Origin of the sequence: Mycolicibacterium neoaurum (genome assembly GCF_036946495.1) — a bacterium.
Taxonomy (GTDB): domain Bacteria; phylum Actinomycetota; class Actinomycetes; order Mycobacteriales; family Mycobacteriaceae; genus Mycobacterium; species Mycobacterium neoaurum_B.
Genome location: NZ_JAQIIX010000001.1, coordinates 911845 through 930073 on the forward strand (window position 1 = coordinate 911845; position 18229 = coordinate 930073).

The 18229-nt window shown below is 65.6% G+C and carries 20 protein-coding genes; 8 read left to right on the plus strand and 12 right to left on the minus strand.

Annotated elements, in window-relative coordinates; all coding sequences use genetic code 11:
• The first annotated feature begins 9 nt into the window (after nucleotides 1–9).
• From PGN27_RS04270 to PGN27_RS04280, 3 genes are all read left to right on the plus strand, one after another.
• Complete coding sequence (locus tag PGN27_RS04270) at nucleotides 10–486, plus strand: hypothetical protein (protein WP_335324973.1); 477 nt, start codon at nucleotides 10–12, stop codon at nucleotides 484–486.
• Nucleotides 487–737: 251 nt separating this feature from the next.
• Entirely contained in the window at nucleotides 738–1238 is a 501-nt protein-coding gene (locus PGN27_RS04275; RefSeq protein WP_335324974.1) for a hypothetical protein, read from the plus strand.
• Entirely contained in the window at nucleotides 1222–1488 is a 267-nt protein-coding gene (locus tag PGN27_RS04280; protein WP_335324975.1) for a hypothetical protein, read from the plus strand. Before PGN27_RS04275 ends, PGN27_RS04280 begins: the two co-directional genes overlap by 17 nt.
• Before the next feature lie 5 nt (nucleotides 1489–1493).
• Here the strand turns inward: PGN27_RS04280 and PGN27_RS04285 are convergent, their stop codons facing one another.
• The 4 genes from PGN27_RS04285 to PGN27_RS04300 form a co-directional block, all read right to left on the minus strand.
• On the minus strand, nucleotides 1494–1682 hold the full coding sequence (locus tag PGN27_RS04285; RefSeq protein ID WP_335324976.1) for a hypothetical protein: 189 nt from the start codon (nucleotides 1680–1682) through the stop codon (nucleotides 1494–1496).
• Nucleotides 1683–1707: 25 nt separating this feature from the next.
• A complete protein-coding gene (locus tag PGN27_RS04290; RefSeq protein ID WP_335324977.1) occupies nucleotides 1708–2241 on the minus strand; it encodes a hypothetical protein in 534 nt (177 codons plus the stop codon).
• 12 nt (nucleotides 2242–2253) lie between these two features.
• A complete protein-coding gene (locus PGN27_RS04295; protein ID WP_335324978.1) occupies nucleotides 2254–2700 on the minus strand; it encodes a hypothetical protein in 447 nt (148 codons plus the stop codon).
• 97 nt (nucleotides 2701–2797) lie between these two features.
• The gene (locus tag PGN27_RS04300; RefSeq protein ID WP_335324979.1) at nucleotides 2798–3088 is read right to left on the minus strand and encodes a hypothetical protein; all 291 of its coding nucleotides are present in this window, start codon (nucleotides 3086–3088) and stop codon (nucleotides 2798–2800) included.
• Between the two features lie 204 nt (nucleotides 3089–3292).
• On the opposite strand from PGN27_RS04300, the gene PGN27_RS04305 reads away from it, so the two are divergent.
• Complete coding sequence (locus tag PGN27_RS04305) at nucleotides 3293–3958, plus strand: trimeric intracellular cation channel family protein (protein WP_335324980.1); 666 nt, start codon at nucleotides 3293–3295, stop codon at nucleotides 3956–3958.
• A 91-nt stretch (nucleotides 3959–4049) separates the two neighbouring features.
• On the opposite strand, the gene PGN27_RS04310 is transcribed toward PGN27_RS04305, so the two are convergent.
• A complete protein-coding gene (locus tag PGN27_RS04310) occupies nucleotides 4050–5909 on the minus strand; it encodes a cellulase family glycosylhydrolase (protein ID WP_335324981.1) in 1860 nt (619 codons plus the stop codon).
• A gap of 623 nt (nucleotides 5910–6532) precedes the next feature.
• Between PGN27_RS04310 and PGN27_RS04315 the strand changes: the two genes are divergently transcribed.
• Nucleotides 6533–7834, plus strand: coding sequence for an adenylate/guanylate cyclase domain-containing protein (locus PGN27_RS04315; RefSeq protein ID WP_335324982.1), 1302 nt, complete (start codon nucleotides 6533–6535; stop codon nucleotides 7832–7834).
• Here the strand turns inward: PGN27_RS04315 and PGN27_RS04320 are convergent.
• Genes PGN27_RS04320 through PGN27_RS04350 form a run of 7 tightly spaced genes read right to left on the minus strand, consistent with a single transcriptional unit; the run spans nucleotide 7806 to nucleotide 14672 of the window.
• Complete coding sequence (locus PGN27_RS04320) at nucleotides 7806–8294, minus strand: Dps family protein (RefSeq protein WP_335324983.1); 489 nt, start codon at nucleotides 8292–8294, stop codon at nucleotides 7806–7808. The genes PGN27_RS04315 and PGN27_RS04320 overlap by 29 nt on opposite strands.
• Nucleotides 8295–8322: 28 nt before the next feature.
• A complete protein-coding gene (locus PGN27_RS04325) occupies nucleotides 8323–10143 on the minus strand; it encodes a DUF2339 domain-containing protein (protein WP_335324984.1) in 1821 nt (606 codons plus the stop codon).
• 53 nt (nucleotides 10144–10196) lie between these two features.
• A complete protein-coding gene (locus PGN27_RS04330) occupies nucleotides 10197–10847 on the minus strand; it encodes a LuxR C-terminal-related transcriptional regulator (RefSeq protein ID WP_335324985.1) in 651 nt (216 codons plus the stop codon).
• Entirely contained in the window at nucleotides 10847–11995 is a 1149-nt protein-coding gene (gene macS, locus PGN27_RS04335) for a MacS family sensor histidine kinase (RefSeq protein WP_335324986.1), read from the minus strand. The genes PGN27_RS04330 and macS overlap by 1 nt, the downstream gene beginning before the upstream one ends.
• 5 nt (nucleotides 11996–12000) lie before the next feature.
• Complete coding sequence (locus tag PGN27_RS04340) at nucleotides 12001–12753, minus strand: amino acid ABC transporter ATP-binding protein (RefSeq protein WP_335325227.1); 753 nt, start codon at nucleotides 12751–12753, stop codon at nucleotides 12001–12003.
• 44 nt (nucleotides 12754–12797) lie between these two features.
• Nucleotides 12798–13724: an amino acid ABC transporter permease gene (locus PGN27_RS04345; RefSeq protein ID WP_335324987.1), complete on the minus strand. Its 927-nt coding sequence runs from the start codon at nucleotides 13722–13724 to the stop codon at nucleotides 12798–12800.
• Nucleotides 13725–13754: 30 nt separating this feature from the next.
• Entirely contained in the window at nucleotides 13755–14672 is a 918-nt protein-coding gene (locus PGN27_RS04350) for an ABC transporter substrate-binding protein (RefSeq protein ID WP_335324988.1), read from the minus strand.
• A 246-nt stretch (nucleotides 14673–14918) separates the two neighbouring features.
• Between PGN27_RS04350 and PGN27_RS04355 the strand changes: the two genes are divergently transcribed.
• From PGN27_RS04355 to cydB, 3 genes are all read left to right on the plus strand, one after another.
• Entirely contained in the window at nucleotides 14919–15572 is a 654-nt protein-coding gene (locus tag PGN27_RS04355) for an HdeD family acid-resistance protein (RefSeq protein WP_335324989.1), read from the plus strand.
• A gap of 100 nt (nucleotides 15573–15672) precedes the next feature.
• Nucleotides 15673–17121 (plus strand): cytochrome ubiquinol oxidase subunit I, encoded by a 1449-nt coding sequence (locus tag PGN27_RS04360; protein ID WP_335324990.1) that lies wholly within the window; start codon nucleotides 15673–15675, stop codon nucleotides 17119–17121.
• 10 nt (nucleotides 17122–17131) lie between these two features.
• On the plus strand, nucleotides 17132–18181 hold the full coding sequence (gene cydB, locus PGN27_RS04365) for a cytochrome d ubiquinol oxidase subunit II (RefSeq protein ID WP_335324991.1): 1050 nt from the start codon (nucleotides 17132–17134) through the stop codon (nucleotides 18179–18181).
• Nucleotides 18182–18229 lie beyond the last annotated feature (48 nt).

Here is an 18229-nt window from a genome sequence, read left to right on the forward strand (position 1 = left end):
ATCGATCTCATGACAGACCCCGTGACCACTTCACCCGTCGACGAGCAGCGGGCATCCGCACTGCTCTCACACCTTGCATCGGCCGATCAGCAAGGCGCCGCATTCATCGTCAACCAATCCGCGGCCGACGGCAGGCACACAGCGCTACTCGCAGCCATCGCCGACACCGGCGGCAAACTGATGGCGGCACTGCGCACCGACACAGGCATCGAAGCCGCGGTATCCATGGTCCAAGCCTGGGTAGAACAGGACGAATCGCCAGATCACCGGCGTGCGGGCGGCATCATCGCCTGCCGATTCCAGTTCGAGCACGCCCACTTCCTCGGCCACATCGCCGACGCAGCAGCGGCTGGCCGTCTCGACGAACTCGTCCTGACCACCGCGCAGTGCTACCTGGCGCTCATGCCAGAACTGCATGCCCCGAAAGGGCGAGCCACCCTGGCGCAAATGGCAGCCGCTCTATCCAGCGAGTCCCCAGACCGATGAGCTCAAGCCCCCGGCAACCGGGGTGTCCGCCGAACGGACACCCCCGCACTAGTTTGCTGATGCACACCCGGAGTTTGCTGGAGCGGGCCGCCCGCCCGGGGGGTACCTCAAAGATCGTGGGAAACGCCCAGGCGGCAAGACCCGTCGGGGGCAGTCGTCTTTCGCGGAGAGTCGCTGACCTGCACATGTGCACTCCCACTTGGGGCGTCAACGGTTTGCTACGTGTTTGCTGGATTGGTTGCTGATGCGGTATGGCGAAGGCTCATAATCGCACGACCTACAACCAAGGTTGCCGCTGTGACGTGTGCGTACAGGCGAACTCCGACTACCGCAAGCAACGCCGCATGCAGAAGAACGGCGAAGTTGCTGAACGGAAACCGAAGCGGCTGGCCGTGGTCAAAAATGTGCAACCCGATGTGCACACAAAAGTGCACATTCCCGGCGAGCCCACACCGGACCCGCCAGAGCCCGGCGAATGGTCCGTCGAGGCCGAAGTCCGCGCCCAGCTGGCCGAGCTTTCCGCCACCACCACACGCCGCGGCGAAGTTGCTGCAGCGATCGCGATGGCCCGCCTCCTGGACAACCCACGCGCGATCGCGCAGCACCCCGCCGCCACAGGCCGCCTTGTCGAGATCATCGAACGTCTACGTAAGGGCTCCGATCGGAAAACCGGCAAGCTCGCAGCTGTTCGCAAGATGACCCGCGGCACGGACGGCGCACCTAACGTTGATGGCCATGGGCAAGCACAGTAGACGCCGGGCCGCGGCCGGCCTGGATCCGCTGGTGCCGCTCGCCGGCGGCGACCAGGCGTTCGAGCTCGTCGACGATGGCCCCGTGCTGGCCGGCACGCTGCGCCAGCTCGCCGGCAGAATCATCGACTGCAACGACTGGGCACACATCCGGCTGAACGCGCAGATCATGGACACCCCCGCGGCTCGCGCCCAGGTCCCCAACGCCGCCGCCACGCTGCGCCAGTACTTCGACCGCTACCACCCCGCATGATGCGTTCAGAAGCCCCGCTTGATCTGCCTTATCACCTGGGCCAGGTTGCCGTCTTCACGGTCGAGTTCCTCGATTGCGCGCGCAAGGCTTTCCATCCCCTCGGCTAGCGCAATCACCGCTGGGTCGCCTGACGATTGCATGGCCTGCCTGGCTTTCGCGCCCGCTTGACGGGCGTGGTTGGCCGTGTTGCTCAACGTTTGATCTCCTTGATAATTAGAGTCAGTACTCGTCGCGAGGGATGTCTGTTAGCCGGCTCGGCACCGCTTCGACCACGCCGATGCCGTCATACTCAGGCTCGGGTCGCCTGACTCGGAACGGTGCGTGGTACGCCACGCGACGTAGGTCTTTCATGCCGCTATGCACCAATTGGACTGCAGTAGTGGCGTGCCGGCCTTCGTCTCGTTTGGCATGCATCGCGTCGCGATACATGATGACGTTGGCCATTCGTTGTTGGACTACGTTCGCCGCGCGGCGGACATCAGGATCAGGGTGCCCGTAAGCAAGCCAGTTGAGGTTCGGCTCGATCTCTTTCTGCAGCTTGTCCTGCAGCTCCATCGCTCGGTTCCAGCTCTCCTTCTGCTGCTCGTCGGTGAACTCGCGGTCGAACACGCTGGAGGCGAACAGTGTGACCTCCCTGAAGAGCTCCCGCATCCAGTACCGGTCAATCTCCGCAACGACCCCAATCGTCCTCTCATGCAGCTGGCGAACAAACGCCCTGTATTCGCTGTCCAGGACGTCATCAATCTCGCTCATATCCCCTACCTTTCAACTACTGATGATGGTGCCCCCGGCACCACCGAGAGCGGTGATAGCCACCTGCGAGCCGAATCCACCGAGCCATAACGCAGCTCGTTTGAACTTGCTCCGCTCCTCTTCGTCTCGGTGCTCGTCTGCGCCAGCCGTTTCCAACGCGCACACGAGCCGGTCGAGGAGTGCCTCAGGGGTCGGCCATGCGCCTGCCACCCGAAGTGCGGCACCGGTCGGTGCACCGACGTACCAAAGCTCACCACTGGCAGCCGCCATCTTGCCCTTCTCATCGAGGTAGGGCTCGGCATAGAGTGCGCGCAACGCCCGTTGGACGTCGTTCTTGTCCATGCCGGTTCGCCGGTAAATGCTCCCAGCATCGATGCTGGTCTCGCCCGACTCGATGAAGATCTCCACGACCGCTTTCAACACCGGCAGGTCGCGGCTCTCCCACGTCTCACGCATCATGCCTGCGACGCTACTGGCAGCCACCGACGTGCAAGCCAAACCAACGGCGGTCTCACCCGATCGGCCGACATACTCATCATGCCGTCAGCCCATGTCGCTACAGTGGCAAGTCAGTCAGCGCAGTCCCGCGCTCGCCCCCGAGGTGATCGGTCCACGTGATCTCGATCCTGGGCGGGTTTGACCGTGCGCCCATGGCCACTTTGAACGGCGCAGCCACGTAGTCGCCTTGCTGCATTTCAGCCCGCTTTGCGGACCAGTCACGACGGGCGATGGTCCCGCCGACCGCCGCGCCCTTCAGACGCATCTCTACGCGGGTAACCGCATGCCCGGTGTTGTTCGCGATGACCAGCAGAGATCCGCGATCTCGCCGCACTGTCCACTCGTCCACTTGGTGTAACCTTCCTGACCACAATATGCCCACAATTTGCCCGCAGTTACAGATATCTGACGGTATGTCTGAATACCTAAAGTTGCTGGTGAAAGACCGTGCATCCCGCTGAACTGGCACGAAAAAACAGTTCGAATCTCACCGAGGGCACCAGTAACACCTCCAGGAACGCCTTATGAACCCCTTCTCGTCCCCGGCGGATCGATGAACACACTGGTCTACGCGACGGACTGGGACTCCGCGGCCCTGTGGACGCGCAACGCAGGCGATCTGATCGGCACCGCGGCGTTCGCCATATCGGGAGCATTACTGGCGATCCGCCGCGATTTCGACATCGTCGGCGCACTCACCCTGGCCGCCATGACGGCCTGCGGCGGCGGCGTGATCCGCGATCTCATCATCGGCAAGACGCCGCCCACCGCGTTCGTGGATCTGCGCTATCTGGCTGTCGCCGTCCTGAGCGCGCTGGTGGTCTTCGTGTGGTCGCCGCCGGGGCGACTGTTGGGCCGCCCACTCGACCTTGCCGACGCACTGGGGCTCGGCGCCTTCTGTGTGACCGGTACGGTCACCGCGGCCAACCATGGCCTCGGGCCGGCATCCTCGGCGTTGCTCGGTGTGGTCACGGCCGTCGGTGGAGGGGTGATTCGCGATGTGCTCGCCGGTCGGACCCCCAGCATTCTGCGCCCGGATCAGGAGATCTACGCGATACCAGCGCTTTTCGGCGCCGCCATCACGGCCTTGCTCATCGGGTACGGGCATTTCAACGCGCTCACCGGTGGCGCCGTCGCCGCTTCGGTGTTCGTCTTCCGGGCGCTGGCTCTGCACTTCCAATGGCGTGCCCCGCAGGCGCGCGGGCGTGACAGCGACTGATACCGGCCGACCCCGAACGCGAAGATGCCGCTGCAGGTGATGAAACCCTGCAGCGGCATTCCCCTCGCCTATCGAGAGTCGCTCCTCGCTGTCACTCGGAAGACGTTGCGGCCGAAGCGCTCTCGCGCGGACGCTCGCTCGCCTCGGTGCTGGTACGCACCTCGGTACCCGGCTCGCTGCGCGGCCCCTTCGGGGTCCGGACACTGATCTCGTCGCGGGCCTTCAGGTTCGGTCGCACCGCGTCCGCGTCGTCGGGTCGCACCGAGAACTTGGCGTCCCGGCTGCCCTCGGACTCCTTGCCGGACTTGAGGTCGGACTTGAGGTCGCTCTCCTGCCCCTTGGTCTCCTTATCGGATTCCTTCACCGACGTCGTGGTGTCCTCCTTCTCGGGAGCCTTCGGGGTGGCGGTCTCGTCGACCACGACCTCGTCGACCGGGGCCTCCTTCACCGGAGCCTCGACGACCGGGGTCTCCTCGACGGGAACCTCGGCAACCGGGGTCTCCTCCACCGGAACCTCGACGACCGGGGTCTCCTCCATCGGAACCTCGGTGACCGGGGCCTCGGTGACCGGCGCCTCGACCTGCTCGGAAGCCGTCGCCGACTCGGTCACCGCATCCGGCTGCACACCACGCTCGGACAGCGCCGGGGTGGCCGCCTCGGTGCCGGCCTTGTCGGTTTCGGCCGGTGCGTCGGATTCTGCGACCGCTGCCATCCGCATCGCCGATTCCGGTTCCGCGGCGGCGGTGGGCCGGATGCCGAAGATGCTGTTGAAGAAGTTCGACACCATCGCCCCGATGGAGCTGAACAGTCCGCCGAAGTTGAAGAAGCTGGTGAACGCCTGCTGGATGGCCTGCAGGAACGCCGCGATCGGGTTGAACGGCTCGGCGCCTGCGCCGGGGCCCGGATTGGTGCCCGGTCCCGGGTTGTTCGGGTTGCCCAGGTACTCGATGAGTTCCTTGATGACCTGACCGACAGGCTTCATGGTGCCGTCCGGACGGAAGATGCCCAGGTTGGCCTCATCATTGTCGCTCGGCGGGTTCAGCCAGTCCTTGATGGTGTACAGGAACATCGGACCCGCGCCCTGCATGGTCTGCCAGAACTCGATGATGTCGCGGACGAAGGCGGCCTGGGTGGCCTCGTCGACCCGGTTGGTGGGGATGCCGTACTCGGTGATCCAGATCTTGATCTGCTCCTCACCCGCCTGCAGGTGCGAATCCATCAGTTCGCGGATCTTGTTGAGCTGGTAGAGCGGCATGCCCTCTTTCCACGCCAGGTCCTCACCGACCGAGAACTTCCATTCGAAGTTGTACGGGTGGAAGGACAGCGCATCGAAGTAGCCGTGCGCGCCGGCGTCGTACATGCCCTTGACGAAGTCGATCGGGTTCAAGGTCAGCCCGGGCCACGTCTTACCTGCGCCGATGACACCGCCGATGACCGTGATATCGGTGCCGACCTGAGCTGCAGCCTCCTTGAGCGCGGTGTAGGTCTTCTTCAGCATCGCGGTGTAGGCCGCGGGGTCCAGGGTGTTCCAAAACTGGATCGAGTTGGGCTCGTTCCACACCTCATAGGCCGAGATCTTGTCGCCGTAGCGCAGCGCGACGGACTTGGCGAAGGCGGCGAACTGGTCGAAGTTGGCCGGCTCACCGTTGAGCGGTGTGGTGGACGACGCCCACATCGGGGTCGAGTTCAGCACGCCCAGGATGCCCATGCCGCGAGCCGCAGCGGCATTGACCACCTTGTCGAGCTGCTCCCAGCGGGGATTGCCCAGGCCGAACGGGGTGTCGGGGTGCAGGGGCTGCACACCGGCCCACGGAACCATGATCCGGACGTTGGTCACCCCGAGCGACTGCATCATGTCGAGGCGTTCGTTGATCTCCTCGATGCTCGCCGACATGTAGATCTCGGAATCGGCGATGCCAATGGTCGAAGGAGACTCCACGATGGCGGCCACGGGCGCCACGTCATACGACTTGTGTTTGCTCGCTGGCAAGACAAAGTAACTCGACGTTGCCGCGAATAGCGATGCGGCTATTAGGGCTATCGCTCCTCTGATGGCAACTCTGTGGACAGCCTTGGGCATCTTGACCCACATGGCGACTCCCGTTCTCGGACCTGGTCGTTCGGCGTTGCCTACGCACTCCGCATGAAATTAACCCACCCGGCAGCAAATTGCCAAATAAGTAAAAAGTCGCCTTGAAGTGCAGATTGTTAATCCGAATTCGCCATTTCTAGCAAACTCGTGACAGACTCTGCAGAATCTCAATTCGCCTCGCCGGCGCAAAAGATGGCAAAGAATTCGCGTTTCAAGATCGCATTCGAGCTGTAATCAACCTGTGACCCGGGTCACAGTTGTTTGCCCACGTCCGTTAGCTTTTCGTGACGCACGAGTGATTCGATCTTGATGCGCCCGGCGTGTCAGCGAATATTGACGACGATGTCAGCTAATATGCCACCCTGTCCCCCGATTGGGGGACATGCACCCGAGCCACAGATTTGGACAAGGTTTGCCAGGCGCGGTCGCAGATCCGTCGAAACAAGGGCTTGGAGGCTGTGCGCGGGGAGTACGCTCCGATCGTGGCAGCGAGGGTGCCCGGCCGGTGCCTCCCCGACCTCCCGGACGGCAGCCGGCACTACGAAGATGCGGCCAGTCGGCGACTGGCGACCCTGACGGTCAGCACGCGGATTGCGGCCGCGATCGTCGGGATCTACGGCTTTGCCGAGTTGATCCTGGTACCCGAAGTACCGCATATCGGCCTGGTAAACCTGGCGAGCGCTGCGCTTTTCCTGGCCATTCCGCTGCTGTACCGCAGCGGCTCGCTGGCGGCGCTGGCCGCCTTCGTCATCGTCGCCTATGCCAGCACCGCATATATGTGCAGCCAGCTCGGCACCGATACCGGTCTGCAGTTCTATTTCTTCGTGGGCGCAGCGCTGATCATCCTGATGATCGGCACCGACCACCTCGTGATCGCCTCGGCACTGGCCGCGTCGGGGCCGATCCTTGCGATCGCACTGGAGTGGCTGGTGCCCGGTAACACCGGGGTCTTCTCCGAGGGCGCGATGCGTGCCAACTTCGTCCTCACGGCGTGCACAGCAAGCCTCATGGTGATCGTCGTCGTGGCCTCGGCGATGCGTCGGATCGACCGTGCCGAAAGTGCGCTGCAGGCCGAATTCGACAAATCCGAGGCGCTGCTCGCCAATATCCTCCCCGCCACCATCGCCAAGCGCCTCAAGGACCGGCGCGACACAATGATCGCCGACGGATTCGCCGACGCATCCATCCTGTTCGCCGACATCGCCGGATACACCCAGCGCGCCAGCGACACCGACCCCGCCGACCTGGTGTTGTTCCTCAACCGCCTGTACACCGATTTCGACGCCCTGGTCGATCGACACGGTCTGGAGAAGATCAAGACCAGCGGTGATTCCTACATGGTCGTCGCCGGTGTGCCGACCCCGCGCGCGGATCACCTGGAGTCGCTGGCGTGCCTGGCGCTGGACATGGCCCATGCGGTCGACGGGCTGCGCGACGCGCAGGACCGAGAGGTGCCGCTGCGCATCGGGATCGCCGCCGGCCCGGTGGTCGCCGGGGTGGTGGGCTCACGCAAGTTCTTCTATGACGTCTGGGGTGATGCGGTCAACGTGGCCTCCCGGATGGAGAGCACCGATGAGGAGGGCCGCATCCAGGTGCCCCAGGACGTCTATGAGCGCATCAACGGCTCGTATGTGTTCGAAGAGCGCGGCGAGGTCGCCGTGAAGGGCAAGGGCTGGATGCACACCTGGTACCTGGTGGGCCGGCGACCCGCTCACGATCTCGCCGGGTCCGGCCCCGCCGCGCTCTCCGGTGGTCCTACACCTTGTGATTCTCCGACCGGATGAGCCAGGCGAGCTTCTCCAAGCCATCGATGAGCTGATGCAGGATGTCTGCAGTGGTCGGGTCCTCGGCGTCGACACCGTCATGTACGCCACGCAAGGTGTCGACGGTCGCGTAGATGCGCGTGCCGATCAGGTCGACCACCTCGGTGGTGTTGTGCTCGTAGGGCGGGAACGCGGGCAGCGTGGTGGTGGCCGCCACGGTGTCCGACCGGCCGTCGGCGACCCCGTAGAGCGTGCGCATGCGTTCGGCGATGGTGTCGCTGCCCTCGCGGGCGAAGTCGACCAACTCGTCGAGCTGTAGATGCAGATCCCGGAAGTTGGTACCGACCACATTCCAGTGCGCCTGCTTGCCCTGCAGGTGCAGTTCGATCATGTCGACCAGAACCTGTTGCAGGCTGGCCTGCAGTTCGGGTGAGGCTCGGAAGCCCTCGATATCGGTTTCGGTGCGCCGTGTTGTCGTCATATTGAGGGCAACGCGGGACTTTCTGGAATCATTCCAGAATTTGTGGGCCCTCGGCACGCTGCTGATCCTGCTGCGACAGCAATCGTGCGTAGCCCGCACCCATACCGAGCAGCACCAATCCGGTGACGATGAACACCACGACCCGGAAGATGCCGTCGAGGGTCCCCAGATCGAACAGGAACAGCTTGGCCATGGCCGCGGTCACCAGCGCCATACCGCCGCCGAGGGGCACCGAACGGTCCGCCCGGTCCAGGCGCACGGCGTACCAGAGCAGACCGGCCGCCAGCACGATCCAGCAGATGGTCGCCGCCATGTGCCCGGCCAGGAATCCGCCGTCCGTTCCACCGATCAGCACACCGGTGGTCACGGTGAACACGGTGACCGCGTAGGCGCTCAGCACGGCCGCCCCGGCCAGCAGCAGCCGCCCGGTGTCGGCGTCGCGGTGGCGTCGCGTCAGAGACCACGTCTGCGCCGCGCCATAGAGCACCACCAGCAGACTCGAGATCAACACCGACACCGCCTCGGCGCCGGACCGCTCGGTGGCCGTCGTGATGGTGTCCGGGCCCGCCAGGTCGAGGTAGTACAGACCGCCGACCGCGCCGAACACCAGCGCGGCGATCTGCGCACCGGTGGTGTGCCGCCCGGCCACGGCCACCACCACCGCCAACGCCAACAGCAGGGGGCCAGCGGCGCGGCCGTCGAACGCGACTGCGACGGCAACCAGTCCGGCGACCACCGACAGTGCCGACCACACCTGACGGACGGATCCGGCCATCCCGGGAATGCGATCACCGAGCAGGACGACCGCCAGCAGGCACAGTGACAGCGCCGCGATCATCAGCGCGGCAATCCGCCCGTCCACCGCGACCGACACCAACAGCAGCGGCGCAGCGCCGACCGTCGACGCCACCGTCATCGAGGTGCGATGCGTGCTGTGGGACAACAGGATCAGAGCCGATCCGATGGCCAGCACCGCGGCGATGGCCGCCCCGCCGGCCAGCCAGGGACGGTCGTGCGAACCGAAGGCCGCGCCGATCAGCGCCAGGAAAACCGGCCCACTGCCTGCCGCCGTGCGGGCCACGTACATCCAGGTCCAGTCGCGGCCGAGCTGCACCGGCAGCGTGGCCGCCGACATCGCCAGCAGGAATCCGATGAGCAGCAGATCGACATGGCCGACCACCACCGGCGCCAGCACGGTCAGCGGGATGAGCACCAGCAGCGCGAGCTGCTCGGAGTTCCATCGCCGCGCCAGGGCGAGGCCGCCACCTGTGATCGCCGCGGACAGCACCAACCCGATGACCGGCGCCACCCATCCATAGATCGTGGTGACCGCCACCACGTCGATGTACGCGGTCGCAATACCCGTGGCGGCCAACGCGATCGCGCCGACCCGACCGCCCGATCGGGTGTTCAGCCAGAATGCCCCGGCGACCAAACCACCGGCCAGCAGGGCCCCGGCCGCAACCCGCACCGGCGGAGCCAGCAGACCGGCCTGGGCGGCGAGCACCACCAGCAGCACGACGCCGATGAGCGTCACCGCCACACCGGCCGCCGCAAGCACCTTCCCGATCCAGTTCTGCGGACGCACGGGCGGTGTGTCGACGGTGGGCGCGACCGGCGCCGGTACCGCGGGTGCGCTCGGCGCGGGATACCCGGGGTGCGGCGGGACCGGCTGCGCGTACTGCGGATAGTTCGGGTAGCCCCACCCGGCCTGCAGCGGGGCGGCGGGCGCGGATTGACCGAGCGCTCCGGACAATTGCGTCAGTTCGGCCGACGCCCGGGCCAACTGGTGTGACATGGCCACGAACTCGGCGGACAGTCGGGTGAGCACCTGCTGCGGTTCGGTCATGTCAGACATCGTCACCCATGAACTCACCGGCTGAGATGAGTAGGACTACTCGATCATTCGTCGAGTCCGTGTTCGATCGCGTAGCGGGCCAGCTCGACCCGATTGGCGACCTGCAGCTTGCGGAACGTCGCCTGCACATGGTTCTCGACGGTCCGATGGCTCAGCGACAGTCGCTCGGCGATCTGCTTGGCCGTCAGCCCCTTCGCGACATGACGCAGGATCTCGGTCTCGCGATCAGTGAGGCTGGGCACCGCGGGACCGGCCTCATCGCTGCCCGGTTCGGCCGCGATGCGCCGGTACTCGCCGAGCACCAGACCGGCCAGCCCCGGTGTGAACACCGCACGGCCCGCCGCGGTGGCCCGAACCGCTTCGCCCAGTTCAGTTTTCGAAGCACTCTTGACCAGGTACCCGGTGGCCCCGGCCTTCACCGCCTCCAGCACGTCGGCGCGTTCGTCGGAGGCCGACAACACCAGGATCCGCGAGGCCGGCGACACCGCGAGCACCTCGGCGCAGGCCTGGGCACCGGTGCCATCGGCCAGCCGCATGTCCATCACCACCACCTCGGGAAGCACCACCTCGGCCCGGCGCCGCGCCGAGGCAACCCCGTCGGCGGTCGCGACCACCTCGAAACCGTCATCGGCCAGATCGCGTGCCACCGCGTCACGCCAGATCGGGTGATCGTCGACCACCATCACCGTCGGCATCAGTGTCCTCCCTTGCCCGATCGGGGCACTGTCAGTTCCCACTCGGTACCGCCACTGGGCGGCGTGGTCAGATCCGCCCGGCCGCCGAGTGCGGCCATCCTGCCCTGAATGGACTTGCTCACTCCGATACGCCCCTCCGCCACGGCAGCGGCCAGCCGTCCTTCGGGTATGCCGGGCCCGTCATCGCGGATGCTGACCACCACCTCGTCGCCCAGATCCTCCAGCAGCACAAAGGCTCGCGCCTGCGGCCCGGCATGTCGTTCCACATTGGTCAGCGCGTTGACCGCGGCGGCCTCGACCTCCGCGGCCACCGCACTGTCCAGATACACCGGCGCGGCAGGCACACTGACCGACACCCGGTCGGCACCGTGCCTGCGCAACAGGCCACCGAGATCACTCGTCGACGCCGGGGCCTCGACGGCAAGGGTGTCCTCGGTGCTGAGCAACCGGCGCAGCGCGCGCTCCTGCTCCCCCGCCACCTCCGCCAGTTCGGCTGTCTCACCGCCGATTTCGCGACCGCGGCGGGCAACCATGGCCAGTACCTGCATCACCCCATCATGCACATGCCTGGACAGCCGCTCCCGCTCGGCCAGCGCCGCGCTGAGCCGGGCGGCCCGCTCCAACTCGGCATGTGCCCGGCGCGCGGTGGAGGCTGCCATCCCGACGGCCAACCCCACCGCCAGCTCGATCAAGATGGTCGGGCTGCGCACCAGATCCACCGCGATGGCCCCCTTGAGCATCGCAGCGGTACCCATCACGGCCAGACCCATCACCATGCCCGCGGCCGGCCCGGCCAGGATCGCCGCCGACACCACCGCATTGGTGGCCCACAGCGTGGTCGGCCAGGACTGGTTGTCCAACACCCACTGCTCGGAGGCGACGAGCAGGGTGGACGCCATGAAAGCGATCACCACCGCGGCCTCGCCGATGACCCAGCCGCGGCGCCTACCGAATCCGCCCAGATAGGCCGCACCGCACGCGATGGTCCACGCCGTCAGCAACCCGAACAGCACCCAGCTCAACCCCGGCCGTTCCAGTTCGTGGTTCTTGGAGACCTGGAAGTACAGCGCATAGCTCCAGCTGAGCAGGCGGAACACCTGCGCGGCCCGCCACAGCGGGGCGACCGGGTCCACCGTCGCCGCGATCATCGGGGTTACATCACCTTGGACAGAAAGGCCTTCGTGCGTTCGTGCTGCGGGTTGCTCATCACCTCGGTCGGCTTGCCGCGCTCGACGACCACACCGGCGTCCATGAAGACCAGCTCGTCGGCGACCTCCCTGGCGAAGCCCATCTCATGGGTCACCACCAGCATGGTCATCCCCTCGGCGGCAAGCTTCTTCATCACCGCCAGCACCTCGCCGACCAGTTCGGGGTCCAGCGCCGAGGTGGGCTCGTCGAAGAGCATCAGCTTCGGGCTCATGGCCAGGGCACGGGCGATCGCCACCCGTTGCTGCTGGCCGCCGGAGAGCTGAGCCGGATAGGCGCCCGCCTTATCGGCCAGGCCCACCTGGTTGAGCAGATCCATCGCCCGCTCGGTCGCCTGCTTTTTGTTCTGTCCCTTGACCTGCGTGGGCGCCTCGATCACATTGCCCAACGCGGTGCGGTGCGGAAACAGGTTGAAATGCTGGAACACCATGCCGACATCACGACGCTGGCGGGCCACCTCGCGAGGTTTCATCTCGTGCAGCTTGCCCCCGCGCTCGTGGTAACCGACCAGGGCACCGTCGACGTAGAGCCTGCCTGCGCTGACGGTCTCCAGGTGGTTGATGCAGCGCAGGAACGTCGACTTACCGGAGCCCGACGGCCCGACGAGCACCAGCACCTGGCCCTTCTGCACCTCCAGGGTGATGCCCTTGAGCACCTTGAGAGCGCCGAAGTCCTTGCAGACGAGTTCGGCCTTGACCATGGGCTGCGCTGTGTCGTTCACAGACGACGTCGAGGAAGACACTGTCAGGCACCCGTGCCCATCTGCGCCTTGGCCAGCGCCTCGAGTTGTTTGGGACTCAGCTTGCGTGACGCGCCTCTGGAGAAGTAGCGCTCCAGGTAGAACTGGCCGACCATCAGGATGCTGGTGATGATCAGATACCAGGTCGCGGCGACCAACAGCAGCGGCACCGGTTCGAAGATCCGCGCGGCGATCTCGCGGGTCGCGATGCTGTAGAGGTCGAAGGCGTATGGCACGGCGGTCACCAGCGATGTCGTCTTGAGCAGGCTGATGACCTCATTACCGGTCGGCGGGATGATGACCCGCATCGCCTGCGGCAACACGGTGCGCCGCATCGCCAGACCCCACGACATCCCCAGCGCTGTCGACGCTTCCAACTGCCCCTCGGGCACCGAGGTGATACCGGCGCGAACGATCTCGGCCATATAGGCCGCCTCGTTGAGGGCAAGACCGATCACGGCCAATGCGAACGGGAACGACAGGTTCTGCAGGTCGATGTGGAAGAAGGTCGGGCCGAACGGCACCCCGAGCTGGATCTTCTGGTAGATCGTGGGCATCAGCCCCCAGAACGCCAGCTGCACGTAGACCGGTGTGCCTCGGAAGACCCAGAGGAAAACCCAGGCAACCGCACTGAGCACGGCGTTGTCGGACAACCGCATGATCGTCAGGATCACGCCGAGCACGATGCCGATCACCATCGAGTAGACGGTCAGCTGCAGGGTGTTGACGACACCCAGCAGGATCCGTTCGTTGAAGAGGTACTTCGCGAACGTCGACCACCCGTAGGCAGGGTTGGTGGCCGCGCCGTAGAGGAACAGGCCGACCACGACGATGATGACGGCCGCCGCCACCCACCGCCACGGATGACGCAGCGGTACGGCGTCGATCGCTTCGGGCGAGCTGGACGGTGGCGGCGAGCCGGCATCACTCATGTGTGTCGATAACCCTGTATGTCGATATCGCTACGAGACCGCGCCGTTGATGACCGGCTTGTCGATCATCCCCTCCTCGAGACCCCAGTTCGCGGCGATCTCCTTGTACTTACCGTTCTCGATGAGGTGCTCGAGGGCCTGCAGCAGCGACTGCGCCAACGGCGAACCCTTCTCCACCGGCCACCCGTAGGGCGCCGAATCGAAGGTCTCGCCTGCCTGCACCAGCTTGCCGTTGGTCTGCTTGATCGCGTACAGCGTCACCGGCGAGTCCGCCGACATGGCGTCGGCCTGGCCGAGCACGACCGCGTTGGTGGCGGCGTCCTGGCTGTCGAACGGGATGATGTCGATGGCCGGCTTGCCCTCGTCGGTGCACTTCTTGCTGCGGGCGGGCAACTCGTCGGTCTCCTGGACGGTGGTCGCCTGGACGGCGACCTTCTTACCGCAGGCGTCCTCCGGGTTGATCGAGCCGCCGGCGGGCTGGGCCCACAGGGTGCCCGCCGAGAAGTAGGTCACGAAGTCGACCTGCTGCTCGCGCTCCTTGCTGTCGGTGAACGAGGACATGCCGACGTTGAACGTCCCGCCCTGGATCGACGGGATGATCTTCGCGAAATCGGCCTCGCGGTACTCGGGCTGCAGCCCGAGCGTGCCGGCGACGGCGTTCATCAGGTCCACGTCGAAGCCGACGATCTTGCCGGATTCGTCCTTGAACTCGTTCGGCGCGTACGGAATGTTGACGCCGACGATCAGCTTTCCGGAAGCCTTGATGGCCTCGGGGACGGTGTTGGCGATCGCCTCCACCTTCTCAGCCGGAGCGGCCGCCGTCGGGGACTCTTGCCCGCCACTCGGTTCCGAGCTCGAACAACCCGACAGCGCCAGGGCGCCGGTCGCAGCGAACACGGCGGCGTAGCGCCAGAGCCTGGTGCGGCGGTCTTGGATTCCACCCAACACGGTGTGCCTCTACTTTCTGTTGCCGAGCCGTCACGGTCTGGTCCGTCGACAGCTCCAGCCGAAGACGTTAACGACCGATGATCCGGCGCGCAGCGCCGGTAACGGAACAGTAGTGGAGCCGTAACGTGAGAGTCGGGCGAACGCCGATCTGGCTCGCGCCGGCGGCCCGGGCGAGCTGCCCGAAAAAGCCGACTGCCTGGCAAGAATGCCGGGCGACGCGTTCCTCGCGTGTGGGACACTCACCACATGCAAACCACTGCTCCCCCAAGCCTGTTGCAGCACCTGTGGAAGTCGACGCTCATCTCGGGTGTGTTGGCGGCCGGACTCGGTATCGCGGTGGTGGCCTGGCCCGGGATCTCGGTCCTGATCGCCGCCATCTTCTTCGGCGCGTACCTGCTGGTGACCGGTATCGCGCAGGTCGTATTCGCGTTCAGCCTCGACGTATCGGCCGGTGGGCGGGTGCTGCTGTTCATCAGCGGCGCGGCCTCGGTCGTGCTCGCGGTGCTCGCGTTCCGGCAGTTGGGCAGTGCGGTGCTGCTGCTGGCCATCTGGATCGGTATCGGTTTCATCTTCCGTGGCGTGGCGACCGCGGTCTCGGCGATCAGCGATCCCACCCTGCCCGCACGTGGCTGGAACATCTTCCTCGGCGTGATCAGCCTGATCGCCGGCATCGTGGTGCTGGCCGCACCGTTCGAGTCGATCGGCACACTGGCCCTGGTCACCGGCATCTGGCTGATCGTCATCGGCGTGATGGAGGTGGTGACCGCACTGGGCATCCGCTCGGCGTGGAGCAAGCGGAACTCCACCGAGGGCGCACCGGCCGCGACCGCATCGGCCCCCGAGACTGCAGCCGTCGAACCGACAGCGCCGGCCGCACCGACGGATCCACCGACCAGCTGAGTAATCCGCGCCACGATTATGCGCGGTGGGACCACCGGCCTACTACACTCTGTCGTAGTCGAGCAAGGGAGCTCGACCCACAGCCGAGAAGTTGGTGCCCATGGAAGCGCTCGACGTCGCACGGTGGCAGTTCGGGATCACCACCGTCTATCACTTCATCTTCGTGCCGCTCACCATCGGCCTTGCGCCGCTGATCGCGGTGTTCCAGACCATCTGGGTGCTCACCGACAACACCGCGTGGTATCGACTCACCCGATTCTTCGGCAAGCTCTTCCTGATCAACTTCGCCCTCGGCGTGGCCACCGGCATCGTCCAGGAATTCCAGTTCGGGATGAACTGGAGCGAGTACTCCCGATTCGTCGGTGACGTCTTCGGCGCCCCGCTGGCGATGGAGGGGCTGGTCGCCTTCTTCTTCGAATCGACGTTCCTGGGACTGTGGATCTTCGGCTGGACCAGACTGCCCAAGCTCGTGCACCTGGCGTGCATCTGGATCGTCGCCTTCGCGGTCAATGCCTCCGCCTACTTCATCATCGCCGCGAACTCGTTCATGCAGCATCCGGTCGGGGCGCGCTACAACCCCGAGACCGGCCGCGCCGAACTGACCAGCATCACCGAGCTGTTCACCAACAACACCGCGCTCGCGGCGTTCCCGCACGCCGTCGCCGGTGCGTTCCTGGTCGCAGGCACCTTCGTCGCGGGGGTGTGCGCCTGGTGGATGGTGCGTGATCCCGACGGCCCCGACGCACGAACCATGCATCGCCCCGCCGCGATCCTGGGCTGCCTGATCGCATTCGCCTCCGCGGCCGCGCTCACCTACACCGGTGATGTCCAGGGCAAGTTGATGTTCCAGCAGCAACCCATGAAGATGGCCTCGGCGGAATCGTTGTGCCACACCGAAACCGACCCGAACTTCTCCGTCCTCACCGTCGGGACCCACAACAACTGTGACAGCGTCGTCCACCTGATCGAGGTGCCCTACGTCCTTCCGTTCCTCGCCGAGGGCAAGTTCAGCGGCGTGGAACTGCAGGGCGTGCAGGATCTGCAGGCTTCCTACGAGCAGAAGTTCGGACCCGGTGACTACCGGCCCAATCTGTTCGTCACCTACTGGTCCTTCCGCGCCATGATCGGTTTCCTCGCGGTCCCGATGCTGTTTGCGCTCACCGCGTTGTGGCTCACCCGTAGCGGACGGGTCCCCCGGCAACGCTGGTTCGGCACGTTCGCATTGCTCACCCTGCCCACTCCGTTCCTGGCCAACAGCGCCGGGTGGATCTTCACCGAGATGGGTCGACAGCCGTGGGTGGTCGCGCCCAATCCGACCGGTGATCCGGTATTGCGACTGACCGTGTCGCAGGGGGTCTCACACCATTCGGTGGCCACCGTACTGACCTCGCTGATCGTCTTCACGGCGATCTATGCGGTGCTCGCGGTGATCTGGTTCTGGCTGATCCGCCGCTATGTCGTCGAGGGGCCATTGGAACACGACACCGAACCCATCCCGCCGACACCACCCGGCGAGGACGAGGTCAAGCCACTCTCGTTCGCGTATTAGGAGGCGGGCCATGGACCTTCAGATCTTCTGGTTCATCACTCTGGCAGTCCTTTTCACAGGTTTCCTGGTGCTGGAGGGCTTCGACTTCGGCGTCGGCATGCTGATGGCGCCGCTGGGACGTAGTGCGCGACGGGTCGGTGGCGACCCCGACAAACATCGTCGCGCGGTACTGAACACCATCGGCCCGGTCTGGGACGGTAACGAGGTATGGCTGATCACCGCGGGCGGTGCGATGTTCGCGGCCTTCCCGGGGATGTACGCGACCATGTTCTCCGGGCTCTACCTGCCGCTGCTGGCCATCCTGCTCTCGATGATCGTGCGCATCTGCGCCATCGAATGGCGGGGCAAGGTCGACGATCCGCAGTGGCGACGCTGGGCCGATATCGGGATCGCCGTCGGTTCCTGGGTGCCCGCCGTGCTATGGGGTGTCGCCTTCGCGGCACTGGTGCGCGGCCTGCCGGTCGATGCCGACCACCAGATCGACCTGGGCTTCGCCGATATCCTCAACCCCTACACCCTGCTCGGCGGGTTATCGACCTGCGGGCTGTTCCTGCTGCACGGGGCGGTGTTCATCACCCTGAAGACCGAGGGCGCGGTGCGGGCGGACGCCCGGCGTTTCGCTGCCAGGTTGGCCATCCCGGTCACGGTGGTACTGGCCACCTTCGGGTTGTGGACTCAGCTGTCCTACGGCACCGACTGGACCTGGTTGGTGCTCGGCGCCGCGGTGGTCTGTCAGCTCAGCGTGGTGATGCTGGTGCTCAGCGACGGCGGCGACGGCTGGTCGTTCGCATTGACCACCGCCGTGGTGATGGCCGTGGTGGTGTTGATCTTCGGCAGCCTGTTCCCCAACCTGATCCCGTCGACGCTGGATCCGGCGTGGAGCCTGACCATCGAGAACGCATCGTCCTCGCCGTACACCCTGACCATCATGACCTGGGCGGCGGTGTTGGTGACCCCGCTCGTGCTGATCTATCAGGGCTGGACGTATTGGGTCTTCCGGCAACGCATCTCGGCTGAGCGGATTCCCGACCCGGCCGGGCTCTCGCCGCGCATACCGTGAGTTCGACCGCACCGGGCCTGCCCGCGGCGCTGTGGTCGACCAACTCGG